General features: G+C 69.5%; 13 protein-coding genes. 5 read left to right on the top strand and 8 right to left on the bottom strand.

The window, feature by feature from the left end; translation table 11 throughout:
- Positions 1-324 precede the first annotated feature (324 nt).
- The 3 genes from DR046_RS24645 to DR046_RS12865 all read right to left on the bottom strand — a co-directional run bounded on the left by DR046_RS24645 (position 325) and on the right by DR046_RS12865 (position 5744).
- Positions 325-453 (bottom strand): hypothetical protein, encoded by a 129-nt coding sequence (locus tag DR046_RS24645; protein WP_280652840.1) that lies wholly within the window; start codon positions 451-453, stop codon positions 325-327.
- A gap of 63 nt (positions 454-516) precedes the next feature.
- The gene (locus tag DR046_RS12860) at positions 517-4422 is read right to left on the bottom strand and encodes an efflux RND transporter permease subunit (RefSeq protein WP_115382794.1); all 3906 of its coding nucleotides are present in this window, start codon (positions 4420-4422) and stop codon (positions 517-519) included.
- Positions 4419-5744 carry an efflux RND transporter periplasmic adaptor subunit gene (locus DR046_RS12865; protein ID WP_115382795.1) on the bottom strand — a complete coding sequence of 442 codons (1326 nt, stop codon included), beginning with the start codon at positions 5742-5744 and terminating at the stop codon, positions 4419-4421. Before DR046_RS12865 ends, DR046_RS12860 begins: the two co-directional genes overlap by 4 nt.
- Here DR046_RS12865 and DR046_RS24650 point away from each other — a divergent pair.
- The 5 genes from DR046_RS24650 to DR046_RS12890 all read left to right on the top strand — a co-directional run bounded on the left by DR046_RS24650 (position 5743) and on the right by DR046_RS12890 (position 10142).
- Complete coding sequence (locus DR046_RS24650) at positions 5743-5865, top strand: hypothetical protein (RefSeq protein WP_280652841.1); 123 nt, start codon at positions 5743-5745, stop codon at positions 5863-5865. The genes DR046_RS12865 and DR046_RS24650 overlap by 2 nt on opposite strands.
- A gap of 91 nt (positions 5866-5956) precedes the next feature.
- On the top strand, positions 5957-6616 hold the full coding sequence (locus DR046_RS12870) for a tetratricopeptide repeat protein (protein ID WP_115382796.1): 660 nt from the start codon (positions 5957-5959) through the stop codon (positions 6614-6616).
- Positions 6617-6652: 36 nt separating this feature from the next.
- On the top strand, positions 6653-7975 hold the full coding sequence (locus DR046_RS12875; RefSeq protein WP_115382859.1) for an outer membrane protein assembly factor BamB family protein: 1323 nt from the start codon (positions 6653-6655) through the stop codon (positions 7973-7975).
- A 54-nt stretch (positions 7976-8029) separates the two neighbouring features.
- Complete coding sequence (gene der, locus DR046_RS12880) at positions 8030-9472, top strand: ribosome biogenesis GTPase Der (RefSeq protein ID WP_115382797.1); 1443 nt, start codon at positions 8030-8032, stop codon at positions 9470-9472.
- A gap of 463 nt (positions 9473-9935) precedes the next feature.
- Positions 9936-10142 carry a pilus assembly protein gene (locus tag DR046_RS12890; protein ID WP_115382798.1) on the top strand — a complete coding sequence of 69 codons (207 nt, stop codon included), beginning with the start codon at positions 9936-9938 and terminating at the stop codon, positions 10140-10142.
- A gap of 49 nt (positions 10143-10191) precedes the next feature.
- On the opposite strand, the gene grxD is transcribed toward DR046_RS12890, so the two are convergent.
- The 5 genes from grxD to purL all read right to left on the bottom strand — a co-directional run bounded on the left by grxD (position 10192) and on the right by purL (position 15148).
- A complete protein-coding gene (gene grxD, locus DR046_RS12895) occupies positions 10192-10554 on the bottom strand; it encodes a Grx4 family monothiol glutaredoxin (RefSeq protein WP_115382799.1) in 363 nt (120 codons plus the stop codon).
- A 10-nt stretch (positions 10555-10564) separates the two neighbouring features.
- Positions 10565-10816, bottom strand: coding sequence for a hypothetical protein (locus tag DR046_RS12900; RefSeq protein WP_115382800.1), 252 nt, complete (start codon positions 10814-10816; stop codon positions 10565-10567).
- Positions 10813-11049: a BolA/IbaG family iron-sulfur metabolism protein gene (locus DR046_RS12905; RefSeq protein WP_115382801.1), complete on the bottom strand. Its 237-nt coding sequence runs from the start codon at positions 11047-11049 to the stop codon at positions 10813-10815. Before DR046_RS12905 ends, DR046_RS12900 begins: the two co-directional genes overlap by 4 nt.
- A gap of 239 nt (positions 11050-11288) precedes the next feature.
- A complete protein-coding gene (locus DR046_RS12915; RefSeq protein ID WP_115382803.1) occupies positions 11289-12872 on the bottom strand; it encodes a hypothetical protein in 1584 nt (527 codons plus the stop codon).
- Positions 12873-12973: 101 nt separating this feature from the next.
- On the bottom strand, positions 12974-15148 hold the full coding sequence (gene purL, locus DR046_RS12920) for a phosphoribosylformylglycinamidine synthase subunit PurL (RefSeq protein WP_115382804.1): 2175 nt from the start codon (positions 15146-15148) through the stop codon (positions 12974-12976).
- Between the last annotated feature and the right edge of the window lie 32 nt (positions 15149-15180).

Genomic DNA, 15180 nt, shown 5'->3' on the forward strand with positions numbered 1-15180 from the left:
CTGCTTGCGAACCGTTCTCATCTAGATACGCGGTTGGTTCCGTCAAGGGGGCGGGGCCGGGTGTCGGTGCCGTTACGGGCAGCCCTTGAGGCTCCGAGGGGGATCCATCGAGGAAGGCTGTGGCGCATCAGCCAGCCGAGTGAAGCACTCGTCTCGACTCCGGCGAGAGGGCCCCGTGGCAGGGGAGGCCGGCGCACCGTCCGATGGTCTTCCGGGCGGTCGAGCTGTTCATTGTGCCGCTCGCCCCGGCCACGACAGGACGGCCGACGCGCTCCACGCTCCTCCAGCTCTAAGCCTCCGCGATGCCGTTCCTCGGCGTCGCGGTCAGCGCCACGGTCCGCCGCCTTCTCCTCGTCTGGCATCCGGGGGCCCCAGCGCCCAGCCCATCACCCACCGGCGCACGCTGATCGCGCGCTCGGCCTTGGGGGCGCGGCTGAGGGACTGTCCGATCATGCCTGCGCTTTCGAGCGAGGTCGCGGGCGAGCGGGGGGCGCCGTCCCAACGACGCCCCCTGGATCACTCGGCGGCGCGGAGCGGCGGATAGGGAAGCTCGGGCTCGTCCGCGCGGGTGGGCGTTCGCTCGTCTGCCGGGTCTTCCTCCGCCCAGAGGATGAGGGGCGCCCTGATCCGGCGCGCCGCGCGCCGCAGCGCCCAGTCCTGCCCGGCGCGCGAGGCGCGGCCGAAGCCCAGCCGCCCGGCCACCCGCGAAAGCGCGATGGCATAGGTCACCGTCCAGACCCGCATCGCCAGCATCGCGGGCGTGAAGAGCAGCGTCAGCACCGTCGCCACGCCCAGTCCCCAGACGACTGCCGTGGCGAGCTGGATCCACCACAGCGCCGTTGGCGAGCCGATGGAGTAGCCGCCCCCGATGAAGTCGACAGAAAGGCCGAACATCATCGGCGCGAGTCCTGCCATGGTCGTCAGCGTGGTCAGCAGGACGGGGCGGATGCGGTCCTCCGCCGTCCGGGTGATCGCCTCCAGCTTGGGCATGTAGCGGCTGTATTCCTGGTAGGTGTCGATCAGGACGATGTTGTTGTTCACCACGATTCCGGCCAGCGCGACGATGCCGGTGCCGGTCATGATGATCGAGAAGGCCTGGTCCATGACCATCATCCCGATGAACACGCCGGTCGTGGACAGCACCACCGCCAGCAGCACCAGCACCGAGTTGTAGACCGAGTTGAACTGCGCCAGCAGGATGATGAACATCAGCCCCAGCGCGCCGAGGAAGGCCTGGCCGAGGAAGGCCTGGCTCTCGGCCTGCTCCTCCTGGTCGCCCGTCCATTCCCAGGCGACCGAGGCGGGCAGAAGGCCCCCTTCGGTCAGTTGTGCGGTGAGTGTTTCGATCCGTTCGGTCGCGGTGACGGAGACGACGTCGATCGTCGCGCCATCCACCAGAACGTCTACGAGAGCGGCTTCTCCGCGCGGAATGGTGAACTCGTCGACCCGATAGTAGTCGGTCACATTGGGATCTCCGATGCCGATGCTTGCCAGCAGCCCCAGCAGACCGGTTTTCGGGTAGGTGAATTCGATCACGTTTTCCGCTGTCAGGTTATCGACCTCGGGGTCAAGCTTGTCCCCAAAGCCGATGAACACTCCGACTGGCTCAATATCGACGCCGACGTCACTCGGCGGTGGGGTCACGTGCAGCAAATTGAGGCCACTGACGACGTCGGCCTTCACGTCGAAATAGCGCTCTCCATCGACGCGGTTGATCTGCGCGAGCTGCGGCACCGGGCGGCGCTCGATGAAGTTCGCAAGCGGCACGAGGCCGTCGGCGGTGCGGACCTTCAGCGTGTCGAGGGTCGACAGCACCCGGTCCGCCTCGGGCAGGCGGACCCGGATGTCGATCTCCTCGTCCGACGAGTCGACCCGCATCGTGTCGAGCAGGATGCCGCGGGTGACGAGCTGGACCATCGCGCCGACGGTGGCGACGTCCGCGCCGAAGCGGCCGGCCTTCTCGACATCGACGTCGATCTCCCAGTCGATGCCGGGCAGGGGGAGCGTGTCCTCGATGTCGATGAGGCCCGGGACCCCCTCGAGATGGGCGGCCATGGCGCGGGTGCCGGCCTGAAGCTCCTCCCAGTTCTCGCCCTTGAGGCGCAGCTGCACCGGCTTGCCCTGGGCGGGGCCGCGGTCGTTGGCCGACAGGTCGACCTTCACGCCTGGCAGCTCGCGCAGGCGGTCGAGCAGCGCGTTCGCGATGGCGTCGCCGTCGAAGGCGGGGTCCACGACCTGGGTGTTCACGGTGTAGCCGAAGATGTCGAACCACGGCGCGGGGACCGTGGGCCGGTCCTCCCACGCGACCATCTCGATCTGGATCTGGCCGATCGTGTCCGACGGGCCGCCCGCCGCGCCCGGACCGCTGTTGTTGAGGCCGCCGTCGCCCGCGAAGGCGAAGGCGGACTGGATGCCCGGCGTTTCCAGCACGATCCGCTCGGCCCGGCGAAGCAGCGCGTCCTTTTCCTCCAGCGAGAGGTTGCCGCGGGCGCGGACATAGAGGTTGGCCTGCTCCAGCTCGCTCTCGACGAAGAACTCCACGCCCTTGAAGTTGTTGGGCAGCAGCACGAAGAAGGTCACGAAGACAGTGGCGCCGGTGGCGGCGATGGCGACCAGGGGGCCGATCGGGTTGCCAACCAGAAGATGGACGACCTGGCCGAAGAACGACCGGCGATAGCCGGCCTTGATGCGCCGGGGCTGGCGCTTCCAGGTGACCGAGCCGAGCAGCGTCGAGAGCAGCGCGCAACTCACGAGGAACATCGCCGCGCCCGGGATGGCGGGGCCGAGCGTGCCGGGCTGGCTGTCGGGCAGGATGAGCTGCGGGTTCAGCGTCGCCAGGATCGACGCCGCCATCAGCCAGGCCGCGCCTGCGGTCAGGACGACGCGGACGATCCAGGGCAGGGTGCGGCGCAGCAAGTTCGACGCCCGCTCCAGGAGGCGGGAGAAGCGGCCGAAGACGCCGCCCAGCACCGGCAGGTAGACCAGCGCCACGACCAGCGAGGCCGTGAGCACGAAGATCAGCGTGACCGGCAGCATGCCCATGAACTCGCCCGGGACGCCGGGCCAGAACAGCATCGGCAGGAAGGCGCAGAGCGTCGTCGCCGTTGACGAGACGACCGGCCAGAACATGCGCTTCGCCGCGTCGGTATAGGCCGTCATCGGGCCGGTGCCTTCGGAGATGCGCTTATCTGCGTATTCGGTAACCACGATGGCGCCGTCGACCAGCATTCCAACGGCGAGGATCAGGCCGAACATCACGATGTTCGAGATCGTCAGCCCCGCGGCGCCCATGATGGCGAAGGCCAGCAGGAACGAGGTCGGGATCGCGAAGCCCACCAGCAGCGCAGAGCGGGTACCCAGTGCCGCCAGAACCACGATCATCACCAGCGCGATGGCCGTCAGCACCGAGCCTTCGAGCTGCGAGACCATCGACCGCACTGTCCGCGACTGGTCCATCGTGACCTCGACCCGCACGGCCTGCCGCAGCTCCGCGGGCCAGGTCGCGACCTCGCGGTCGACCTGCTGCCGGACCTCGGCGGCGGTCTCGATGATGTTGAAACCCTTGCGCTTGATCACCTGCAGCGCGACCGTCGTCTCGCCGTTGTAGCGGGCCGTGCCCTCGCGGTCCTGGAAGGTCAGGTTGATGATGGCGAGGTCGCCCAGCGTGATGATCCGGTCCCCGTCGGTCTTGACGGGCAGGTCGTAGACGTCCTGAGGCTCGTCGAAGCTCGACGGCAGCTTGACCGAGAAGGCGCCGGTCGCGCTGCGCGCCTCGCCCGCGGCGACCAGCAGGTTGTTGTTGGCGACGACGTTGATCAGCTCTCCGGCGGTGACGTTGTAGGCCTCCAGCGCCAGCGGGTCGATCAGCACCTCCAGCATCTCGTCGCGATGCCCGGCGAGCCCGGCCTCGAGAATGGCGGGCATGCTTTCGAGCCGTGCCTGCATCTCGTTGGCGAGCCGGAGCAGCGTCCGCTCCGGCGCCTGGCCGGAGAGCGAGATGATGAGGATGGGGAACTCCGAGAAGTTGATCTCGTCGATGGCGTATTGCTCGGCGCCGGCAGGGAACTCCGCTTCCGCGTTGTTCATCTTGTCGCGCACGTCGGCGATGGTGGCGGACTTGTCCCAGCCGAACTCGAACTCGAGGAAGATGCCGGCGAAGCCCTCGGCCGCGGTGGCGGTCATGGTCTTGAGCCCGTCGAGCTCCTTCAGCTCGGTCTCCATCGGCTTGATCAGCAGCTTCTCGGCATCCGAGGCCGAAATCCCGGGAAAGGGGACGTTCACGAAGATGCCCGGGATGTCGATATCCGGCTCGCCCTCCTTCGGGAGCGAGATGTAGGCCACCGTGCCCGCCATGATGGAGAGCACGACGAAGGCCAGCACCATCCGCGCGCGTTCGGCGGCCCAATCGATCAGGCCGGTCATTGCGTCGCCTCCGCCGCAAGGCCCAGCGGCTCGAAGGTGGCGCGCACGGGCACGCCCTCGGTCACGTATTCCTGGCCGACGACGATGACGTCGATCGTGTCGGGAATTCCGGTCACGAGCACCCCGTCCTGGGTGTCGCGCACGATGGAGGCCGCCATGAAGCCGACGGTCCCGTCCGATTCGACGACGCGCAGGCCCAGCGTGCCCTCGTCGTTGAGCGTCAGCGCCGAGGCGGGGACCAGATGGGCGCGCGTCGCCGGAGTCCGGATCAGGATCTCGGCGGTCTGGCCATCGCGGATCGCCAGGTCGTCGTTGGGCACGGTCACCTCGACGCGGAAGGTGCGCGTCAGCTCGTCGGCAGAGCGGCTGAGAAAGGTCACCTCGCCCGCCGTCTCGCCGCCCGAGGCGAGCCGCGCACCGGCCTGCGCGCCGACCGAGACGCGGTCGACCTGCGCCTCGGGCAGGAAGCCGACCAGCTTCATCGGGTCGAGCTGGATCACGGTCGCGCAGGGCAACCCGGGCTGCAGCAGCGCGCCCAGCTCGGCGGTGTCGGTCTCGAGCAGGCCCGAGAACGGCGCCCGGATCGACAGCTTGTCGATCTCCAGCGACGCCTGCTCCACCCCCGCCTCGGCGGTCTGGACGTTGGCGCGGGCCGTCTCGATTCCCGCCTGCACCGTCTCGAGGCCGGTCGCGGCGGCGGTCAGGCTGGCCTCCGCGGCGCGCAGCGCGGCGGCGGCGCTGGCGACGCGGGTATCCGAGGCAAAGCCGCCCTCGGACAGGCGGGAGGCGGCGTTCTGGTTGATCCGCGCCTCCTCCAGCCGGGCTTCGGCTTCGGCGACCCGGGCCTGTGCTTCGGGGATGCGGGCCTCGGCCTCGGGCACGGCGGCGCGGGCCGCGGCGAGCCGCGCCTCGGCCTCGGCCAGCGACGCCCCGCGCGAGCCGGGGTCGATCCTGCACAGCAGATCGCCCGTCTCGACGAACTGTCCCTTGCGCAGCGGCTCGGACTCGACGACGCCCGAGGTCTCGGACCGGACCTCGACCTCGCGCGCGGCCTTGGACTGGCCCCGCACCATCACCGCGTCCGGCACCTCGCGCGCCTCGGAGCGCAGCGCGATGACATGCATGGCGTCCTCGGGCCGATCCGCGGCGGCCGCGGCGATCGCCACGGGAACCGACTCGGCCGCCTCCGCCTCGGCGACCTGCTCCTCGGGGGTGTCGCCGGTGAGCGAGCGGGCGAAGCCCAGCAGGGCCTCGCGCTGAAGCACGAGGAAGAACAGGGCGATACAGACCAGCACGGCGGTCAGGATCGGAAAGAAGCGCATGACGGACCTCGGATCGGCGGTCGCCCCTGATGGACGTGTCGGCCGTATTACGCTGAACCGTTCGGTTCAGATTAGTCTTTCTGCTACGCTGCGCGCCTTTCTGTGGCAAGGTTTTTCCTGACGCACAAATGCAGGGCAGACCTGCCGATGGGTTGCACCTTGGCCCCCCGTCGGGAAGACGTTAGACAGCCTCCACACCCGAGGAGGCACATATGTCGAACCCCGAGAGTTTCATCGACGAGGTGACCGAGGAGGTCCGCCGCGACCGCACCATGGCGCTGATGCGGCGCTGGGGGCCGATCGCGCTGGCCGTCGTCGTCCTGGTCGTCGGGGCCGCTGCCTGGAACGAGTGGCGCAAGGCACAGGCCGAGGCGCGGGCGCAGGCCTTCGGCGATGCCGTCCTCTCGGCCCTGGGCGGCCCCGACATCGCCGCCCGCCGCGAGGCCATTACCGCGATCGACCCGGCCCGGCCGGGGCAGGCGGCGATCCTGTCGCTGTTGCAGGCGGCCGCCCTGAACAACGGCGAAGGCGGCGATCCGGAGGCGGCCCGCGCGCGCCTGCTGGCCCTGGCCGAGACGCCGGACATCGGTCCGATCTATCGCGATGTCGCCCTTCTGAAGGCGATCCTGCTGGGCGGCACCGGGGACGCGGCGCAGGACGGCGCCATCCTCGACGAGCTGACCACGCCGGGCGCGCCGTTCCGGGCGCTGGCCGTGGAGCAGCAGGCGATCCGCGCCCTTGCCGCGGGCGACAGCGGCACGGCCATCACGCTGCTGCGCGCGCTGACCGAGGACGCCACGGCCACGCCGGACTTGCGCCGCCGCGCCGCCGAGACCATCGTGGCGCTGGGCGCCTCGCCCGATCCGGCCTGATCGGCCCCGGCCCATCGCAAGGAACGGATGACGCGCATGACCCTCAGGACCGGCCTTCTTCTCGCCGCCGCCGCGCTGGCGCTCGCCGCCTGCGCCGAGAAGGAGGAGATCCTTCCCGGCGAGCGCCTCGGCGTCCGTCCCGGCGAGAGCGGGCCCGTGCTGGCCGACGCCGCCCCCGACGTCGCCACGGAGCCCGTGCCGATCTCGCTGGAGCCGCCGCAACGCCTGGCCGACTGGCCGATGCGCGTCGGCAACGCCGCGAACGATCCGGCGCACGCGACTTTGTCGCCCCAGCCGCAACGGGTCTGGAGCGCGGATGTCGGCACCGGGGACAGCCGCCGCCTGCGGATCACGGCGGACCCGGTCTCGGACGGAAGCCGGATTTTCACCCTGGACGCGCGCAGCGTCGTCGCCGCCACGACCACCTCGGGCGCGCTGGTCTGGTCACGCAGCCTCGTGCCCCCGACCGAGCGGGAAGGGGACGCGGCGGGTGGCGGCCTCGCCGTCGTGGGCGGCACGCTCTATGCCACGACGGGATATGGCGAACTCCACGCGCTCGACCCTGCGACCGGCGCCACGCGCTGGGTGCAGGGGCTGGACGCGCCGGTCACCACGCCCAAGGTGGCGGACGGGCTGGTCTATGTCGTCAGCCGCGACAACCGCGCCTGGGCGATCGAGGCTGACAGCGGCCGCCTGCGCTGGGACATCCCTGCCGGACCCGCCCCCGCCGCGATGGCCACGGCGCCCGCACCCGCTCTGACGGACCGGCTGGCGATCTTCCCCTTCGCCTCTGGCGAGGTCGTGGCCGCGCTCAGGCAGTCCGGCATCCGCGTCTGGGGCAGTTCGGTCGCGGGGCGGCGGCGGGGAATTGCCTCTGCCTTCGTCGGCGACATCACCGGCGATCCGGTCGTCGAGGACAACTCGGTCTATGCGGGCACCACCTCGGGCCGCCTGGTCGCTCTGGAGCAGTCCTCGGGCCTGCGCCGCTGGACCGCGAACGACGGCGCGGTCAGCCCGGTCGTCGCGGCGGGCGGGTCGATCTTCGCCGTGACGGACCGGGCGCAGCTGGTGCGGCTCTCGGCCGAGACCGGCGAGACGATCTGGCGCGCCGACCTGCCCTTCTACCGCGCCGAGCGGGTCAGCCGGCGCGAAGGCGTCTTCGTCCATTACGGCCCGGTGCTGGCCGGCCGGCGGCTCTGGGTCGCGTCCTCGGACGGGGCGCTGCGCGGCTTCGATCCGGCCACCGGCGCGTTGGCCGCGCAGGCCGAGGTTCCGGGCGGCGCGGCCTCGCGGCCGATCGCCTTCGGCGACGCGCTCTATGTCGTCGGGCAGGGGGGCGACCTGCACGCCTATCGCTGAGGGTTCCCCCGGGCGCGCCTCTGCGCTATGTGCCCCGTCTCATCGGAGCGCCCCATGTTCACCCTCGCCATCGTCGGACGGCCCAATGTCGGCAAGTCCACCCTGTTCAACCGCCTCGTGGGCAAGCGGCTGGCGCTGGTCGACGACCAGCCCGGCGTCACCCGCGACCTGCGCGAGGGCGCGGCCCGTCTGGGCGACCTGAAGTTCACCGTGATCGACACGGCGGGCCTGGAGGAGGCGACGGACGACTCGCTTCAGGGCCGCATGCGCCGCCTGACCGAACGCGCGGTCGAGATGGCCGATGCCGCGCTCTTCGTCATCGATGCACGGGTGGGGGTCACGCCCGCCGACGAGGTCTTCGCCGACATCCTGCGCCGCTCCGGCCGCCCGGTCCTGCTTGCTGCCAACAAGGCCGAGGGGCGGCTGGGGGAGGCCGGCATGTTCGAGGCCTATTCCCTGGGCCTGGGCGAGGTGATCGGCCTCAGCGCCGAGCATGGCGAGGGCATGGCCGACCTGGCGCAGGCGCTGCGCCCCCATGTCGAGGGCCATGTCGAGACCGAGGAGGCCGAGGCCGAGGTCGAGATCGACGAGGACGACATGGAGGCGGACTGGGCGCCGACCCGCAGGCGCCCGCTCAAGATCGCGGTCGTCGGGCGGCCCAACGCGGGCAAGTCCACGCTGATCAACCGCATCCTCGGCGACGAGCGCCTGCTGACGGGCCCCGAGGCGGGAATCACCCGCGACTCGATCTCGCTCGATTTCGAGTGGGACGGGGTGCCGACGCGCATCTTCGACACGGCGGGCATGCGCAAGCGCGCCAAGATCACCGAGAAGCTGGAGAAGCTGTCGGTCTCGGACGGGCTGCGCGCGGTGAAGTTCGCCGAGGTCGTCGTCGTCCTTCTCGACGCCGCCATCCCGTTCGAGCAGCAGGACCTGCGCATCGCCGACCTCGCCGCGCGCGAGGGGCGTGCGGTCGTCGTCGCGGTCAACAAGTGGGACCTTGAGGAGGAGCGGCAGGCCAAGCTGGCCGGGTTGAAGGAAGCCTTCGAGCGGCTTCTGCCGCAGCTGCGCGGCGCGCCGCTGGTGACGGTCTCGGCGCGCACCGGGCGGGGGCTGGACCGGCTGCAGGCGGCCATCGTCAAGGCGCATCAGGTCTGGAACCGCCGGGTGCCGACCGCCGCGCTCAACCGCTGGCTCACCGGCATGCTGGAGCAGCACCCGCCCCCCGCGCCGCAGGGCCGCCGCATCAAGCTGCGCTACATGACGCAGGCCAAGACACGGCCGCCGGGCTTCGTCGTCATGTGCTCCCACCCCGACGCGGTGCCGGAAGCCTACAGCCGCTACCTAGTGAACGGGTTGCGCGAGGATTTCGACATGCCCGGCACGCCGATCCGGCTGCATCTGCGCGGGCAGGGCGACGCGAACCCCTACAAGGGGCGCGCACGGCCGCAGGCCTCGCGGCTGCGCAAGCATGTTGAGGGGCGGCGGAAGGACTGATCCGCCGCCGGGGCCGGATCGGGTCCGAGGCGCGCGTCCTGGCCGCTGTCCAAGCGCGCGGCCGGGCGGGCAGAGGCGCGCGCATTTCGTCCTTTCTCCAGCCTTCGCAGCTTCCTTTTGGAATGGCGCCGTCACCATCGACCGGGTGCTGCTGGCCGCCGCCCTCCCGGGTTTGGGCCTCGCTATCATTGGCGTGGTCTCGGACGGGTCGAGAACCTCGCCCGCGACATCCAGGCGCAGCTCGACGTCGATCACGTGAACGCCTTCACCGACAAGTTGGCGGCCGCCTTAGCGGGCATGGCGGAAGGATCCGGGGCGCTGCCCGGCCCTTTCGCGCAGGCCCACCGGACGGGTAAAATGAAAGAAAAATCATAAGGAAAGCACAAGTTCCCGCCGGATTCCCGGCGCGGACTCACCCAAGGGCCGGGGCAGGTAGCGGTGCAGCGAAACGAAAGGAACCGCTATGACCGACCCGATCCTCAATGCCCGCAGCTTCCTTGCCGCCGAGGACGGCGCCGTGACCGTCGACTGGGTGGTGCTGACTGCCGCCCTGGTGGGCCTCGGCCTCGCCGTGATGGGCGTGATCTCCAGCGGGATGGAGAACCTGACCGACGACATCAACACCCAGCTCAACACCGACCACATCACTGACACCTTCGGCGACGGCTGACGCGGCGCGGCAACGGAGGCCGGGCGCTCGCCACCCGGCCTCTTCGGGTTCAGGCGTTGGCTTCGCGGATCTTGTCGGCGGCCGCCTTGTCGAAGGCCACGCCCTTCTCGGCCAGCATCGCGTCGAGCTCGCCCGACAGCGTCATCTCGGTGACGATGTCACAGCCGCCCACGAACTCTCCTTTGACGTAGAGCTGGGGGATGGTCGGCCAGTCGGAGTAGTCCTTGATGCCCTGGCGGATCGCGTCGTCGGCCAGGACGTTCACGTCCGAGTAGTCGACCGCCATGTAGTTCAGCACCCCCGCCACGCGGCTGGAGAAGCCGCATTGCGGCATCGCCTTGGTGCCCTTCATGAACAGCACCACGTCGTGGGCCTTCACCAGTTCCTCGATCTGCGTCTTGGCGTCGGTCATTGTCCGTCTCCTATCGCCTGCGGCGCGGCACGAAGCTGCGCGCGTATTCCTGTGGGTCGCGGGGCACGCGGCTGGTCAGCTGGTTGCCGCCGCCGACGCCCGACGAATAGTCTGATTCGATCTCGATATAGCCCTTGCCCGGCTCGATCCCGCGCGGGCGGCCACCATCCTCTTGCCGGGCTTCGCGCCGCAGGATCCAGACGGCCCGTGCCACGAGCAGGGCGATGATCGCCGCCGCGAGCCAAGCCGAGAGCGCCGTCATTCCGGCGCCCGCGTCGTCAGGGCCAAGGCGTGCAGCTCGCCCGAGGGTCCGTCCATCGCGCCCTGGAGCGCGGCATAGACGGCGCGCTGCTGCGCGACCCGCGACTGGCCCTTGAACGAGGGATCCACGACCATCGCCGCCATGTGCACCCCGTCCTCGCCCGATACCTCGATCTGCGCGTCCGGGAAGGCGGCGCGCAGCAGGGCCTCGATCTCGTGGGCTTGCATCGGCATGGGCGGCGGTCCTCTTGCGTGGCTCCCCCCGTATCTAGGCAAGCGGAGCGGTCAGTGCCAGTCCCCAGAACGCCGTCCGGCGCCTCAGGCCAGCTCCACCGCCAGACGTTCGACCGACAAGACGATGTCGTTGAGGTCGTTGTCGAAGAGCGGGTCGTCTTCCAGGTGCTCCTCCATGCCGATCGCCAGACCGGGCAGGGGGGTGGCCCCGAACGCCGCGTGGGAGCGTCCATCGGCGTTCAGCCCCTCCTCCGCGGAGTGGATGATGACGCCGGAGACGATCTCTCCGCCGACCTCGGCGAAGATCGCGCTGCCATCGTCGAGATCCGCCCGCTCCCCCGCCGCGTCCACGAAGTAAAGCTGTCGACATCGTCCAGCGCGCTCTCCTCGTCCGGTCGCATCACGAAGATGCCGATGCTCTCGCCCCGCCCGACATCGTCGATCAGGAAGAGGCTGCCGAACGCCTCGACCGCATCCGCCGTCAGGATGCGGGCGTCCGAGATCGCGCCCGTCTCATCGTAGGTGTAATACCCGAGGACGGTGCCGTCCTCCGTCGTCGTCGATACCTTCCGCAGCGTCAGCTCGAAATCGGCATGGCCGTCCCCGCGCAGGTATTCCTCAGTCGTTCTGGTGCCGGACCAGCGATTCTGTTCCTGGTCGCGGCCGTCCGTCGGGAGGTCCGGAACGAAGCCGACATAGGTTCCGTTGCGCGCCGTGGCCGTCAGCATCGAGCCGGCTCCATACTCGTATGTCGAAAACTGCCCGTCTCGAACGCCGTCGCCGTCGATATCGACGCCCCAGCCTGAGAGCCCAAAAAAGAAGCCGAACGTCCAAACGACATTCTCCTGCCCGAAGCTGACACCTTTGAAGACCAGCACATCGTCGAAGTTCATGTAGATTTCGTCGAAGAAATGTTCCTCCGGCGTTCCGACGATCGTGGTCACGCTCCCGTCAGTCCATGACAGGATCCGGTCTCCGCCAAGTCCCGGAAAAACGAAATCCTGGCCGGCCCCAGGCTCTATCCGGTCGGGGTTGTCCGTTCCGAAGAGGGTGTCGCTTGCAGGCGTTCCGAGGATCGGCGGTGCGGAGGTGAGGATGACCTCCTGCCCCGGCAGGTTACTGGTCACGCGGTCCGCTTCGAAGGTAAAGGCGAGGACGCCCGCGTCCGGCAGATCCCGTCGGCCTGCCGCAGTCTCCGTGCCCGGGATATTGAAGAAGGGGCCGCCGCGGTCGCCGAAGGTGAACCCGGCGGCGCCGCCGCCGAAGGGGTCGTCCGAGTAGAAACTTGCGTCGTAGTCGAGCCCGTCTGTGGCCCACCGGACCTCCTCGTACCGGTACTCCACCCTGAAATCGCCCGGCGCCGCACCGGGTTCGTCCGAAACGTCCAGGAAGCGCAGCTGGTAGGCGTTCTTCGGGTAGTTGTCGTAATGGGCCGGTCCGACATCGTCATATGTCACGGTGAACGCGCCCCCATCCGGGTCCAGATCCCACCCGATCTGTCCCGATCCGGTCGACGTCCCGCCCGGCGTGGGAGGCGCCTCGGAGATCCGGAACCTGGGATCGTGCTCCGCCCAATAGAGGTAGAACCCGGCTGGATCGGATGGGTCTATCCGCTCCCCGCCGGGATAGCCCGAATAGTTCTCGGTCAGCAGAACGTGGCCCTCGGGCGTGACGTAGACGGTATCGTAGGCCTCGCTGAACATCCGGAGGCCGTTGGGGAAGACGGAGGTTATATCGACCGCCTCTCCGCCTCGGAAGGACGATATCAGCCGGTCTTCACCGAACCCGCGGGGGCCGCCGAGGCCGTCGATCAAATCTGTCATGGCGATGTTCCTGTCTTGCACCGGCAGCCGGAAATACGCGCTGCCTCATCAAGCTGACGGCAACTCGGAACCCGTCGTCAACCTCCGGAGCGGACGGGGCCTCAGCCGAACGCCGCCTCGAACGCCCCGCGATAGAGTTTCGACAGCTCCGCCAGAGGCGCCTGCGTCCCGCCCAGCTTCACGAGATTGCCGCCGAACTGGCCTACCATCGTCAGCGGCACGTCCGCCTTCCCGGCGGCGACCATCAGCGCCTCGGCGCAGTCGAAGGTGCAGGCCAGCAGGTAGCGGCCCTGGTCCTCACCGAAAAGCGCCTCGGCGCCCTTGACGTCCAGGGCGACGCCAAGGCCCTGCGCCTCGGCCAGGGTGAAGGCCGCATAGGCCAGCCCCCCGTCGGAGATGTCGGTGCAGGCGGTGATCCAGGCGGCGTTGGCCAGCACGAACTCGCCATGCGCCCGCTCCGCGGCCAGGTCGACCGGCGGCGCGTCGCCCTCGGAGCGGCCCAGAAGCTCGGCCAGGAGGGCCGACTGGCCCAGATGCGTGCCGCTGCCGCCCAGTTCCAGCGCAAGCATTCCGGGCTGGACGACGCCGCGGATGCGGTCCTCCAGCCTCTCGATCAGGCCGACGCCGCCGATGGTGGGGGTGGGGTGGATCCCGGTCCCGTCGGTCTCGTTGTAGAGCGAGACGTTGCCCGACACGATCGGCATGTCGAGCGCGCGGCAGGCCTCGCCGATGCCTTCCAGCGCGCGCACGAACTGGCCCATGATCCGGGGCTTCTCGGGATTGCCGAAGTTCAGGTTGTCGGTCGCGGCGAGCGGACGGGCGCCCTTGGCCACAAGGTTGCGATAGGCCTCGGCCACGGCCTGCCGGCCGCCTTCCAGCGGATTGGCGGTGACGTAGCGCGGGGTGACGTCCGAGGTGAAGGCGAGGCCCTTCTCCGTCCCGTGGACCCGGATGACCCCCGCGTCGAGCCCGGGCAGCACGACCGTGTCGGCCATTACCTGCGTGTCGTACTGTTCGATCACCCAGTCCCGGGCGCAGTAGTTGACCGAGCCGATCAAGGCACGCAGCCCCTCCATCGCGTCCACGGCGGGCAGATCGCCCAAGGGCGCCGGGGGCGGGCTGTCCTCCCACGGGCGGTCGTATTCCGGTGCGCTGCTGGCCAGCGTCGAGAGCGGCAGGTCGGCCTTGGTCTCGCCGCCATGAATGACCACGAAGCGGTCCTCGGCGATCGTCTCCCCCACGACCGCGAAGTCGAGATCCCATTTCTCGAAGACGGCGCGGGCCTCGGCCTCCTTCGCGGGGTCGAGGACCATCAGCATCCGCTCCTGGCTCTCCGACAGCATCATCTCGTAGGCGGTCATGTTCGTCTCGCGCACCGGCACCGCGTCGAGATCGAGCCGGATGCCGAGCCCGCCCTTGTCGCCCATCTCGACCGCCGAGCAGGTCAGCCCCGCCGCGCCCATGTCCTGGATCGAGACGACGGCGCCGGTTGCCATCAGTTCCAGGCAGGCCTCCATCAGGCGCTTCTCGGTGAAAGGGTCGCCGACCTGCACGGTGGGGCGCTTTTCCTCGATGGTGTCGTCGAACTCCGCGCTGGCCATGGTCGCGCCGCCGACCCCGTCGCGCCCCGTCTTCGCGCCGAGATAGACGACCGGCCGCCCCACGCCCGAGGCGGCGGAGTAGAAGATCGAATCGGCGTCCGCGATGCCCGCCGCGAAGGCGTTGACGAGGCAGTTGCCGTCATAGCTGTGGTGGAACCGCACCTCGCCCCCCACCGTGGGCACGCCGAAACAGTTGCCGTAGCCGCCGACCCCCTCGACCACGCCGTGGACGAGCTGGCGGGTCTTCGGATGCTCCGGCCGCCCGAAGCTCAGCGCGTTCATCGCCGCCACGGGCCGCGCGCCCATGGTGAAGACGTCCCGCAGGATGCCGCCAACGCCGGTCGCCGCGCCCTGATAGGGCTCGATATAGGAGGGGTGGTTGTGGCTCTCCATCTTGAAAACCACTGCCAGTTTCCTGCCATCGGGCCCGTCGCCGATATCGACCACGCCCGCGTTCTCGCCCGGCCCGCAGATGACCTGCGGCCCCGTCGTGGGCAGCTTCCTCAGGTGGATCTTCGACGACTTGTAGGAGCAGTGCTCGTTCCACATCGCCGAGAAGATGCCGAGCTCGGTGAAGCTGGGCTCCCGCTCCAGGATCTCGAGGATGCGCTGGTACTCGTCGGGCTTCAGCCCGTGGGCCGCGACCAGGTCGGGAGTGATGGCGGGGTCGGACATGGGCGCGGTCTCCGGCGGTGCGGATATTCCTT

It is taken from the genome of Jannaschia formosa, from assembly GCF_003340555.1.
Classification (GTDB): domain Bacteria; phylum Pseudomonadota; class Alphaproteobacteria; order Rhodobacterales; family Rhodobacteraceae; genus Jannaschia; species Jannaschia formosa.

Excerpts from the sequence above, each read along its gene's own strand:
- DR046_RS12890 (WP_115382798.1), top strand. The coding sequence starts at position 9,936 with ATGACCGACCCGATCCTCAATGCCCGCAGCTTCCTTGCCGCCGAGGAC.
- DR046_RS12915 (WP_115382803.1), bottom strand. The coding sequence starts at position 12,872 with ATGACAGATTTGATCGACGGCCTCGGCGGCCCCCGCGGGTTCGGTGAA.
- DR046_RS12900 (WP_115382800.1), bottom strand. The coding sequence starts at position 10,816 with ATGACGGCGCTCTCGGCTTGGCTCGCGGCGGCGATCATCGCCCTGCTC.
- DR046_RS12870 (WP_115382796.1), top strand. The coding sequence starts at position 5,957 with ATGTCGAACCCCGAGAGTTTCATCGACGAGGTGACCGAGGAGGTCCGC.
- DR046_RS12875 (WP_115382859.1), top strand. The coding sequence starts at position 6,653 with ATGACCCTCAGGACCGGCCTTCTTCTCGCCGCCGCCGCGCTGGCGCTC.
- purL (WP_115382804.1), bottom strand. The coding sequence starts at position 15,148 with ATGTCCGACCCCGCCATCACTCCCGACCTGGTCGCGGCCCACGGGCTG.
- der (WP_115382797.1), top strand. The coding sequence starts at position 8,030 with ATGTTCACCCTCGCCATCGTCGGACGGCCCAATGTCGGCAAGTCCACC.
- grxD (WP_115382799.1), bottom strand. The coding sequence starts at position 10,554 with ATGACCGACGCCAAGACGCAGATCGAGGAACTGGTGAAGGCCCACGAC.
- DR046_RS24650 (WP_280652841.1), top strand. The coding sequence starts at position 5,743 with ATGACGGACCTCGGATCGGCGGTCGCCCCTGATGGACGTGTCGGCCGT.
- DR046_RS12865 (WP_115382795.1), bottom strand. The coding sequence starts at position 5,744 with ATGCGCTTCTTTCCGATCCTGACCGCCGTGCTGGTCTGTATCGCCCTG.
- DR046_RS24645 (WP_280652840.1), bottom strand. The coding sequence starts at position 453 with ATGATCGGACAGTCCCTCAGCCGCGCCCCCAAGGCCGAGCGCGCGATC.
- DR046_RS12905 (WP_115382801.1), bottom strand. The coding sequence starts at position 11,049 with ATGCCGATGCAAGCCCACGAGATCGAGGCCCTGCTGCGCGCCGCCTTC.
- DR046_RS12860 (WP_115382794.1), bottom strand. The coding sequence starts at position 4,422 with ATGACCGGCCTGATCGATTGGGCCGCCGAACGCGCGCGGATGGTGCTG.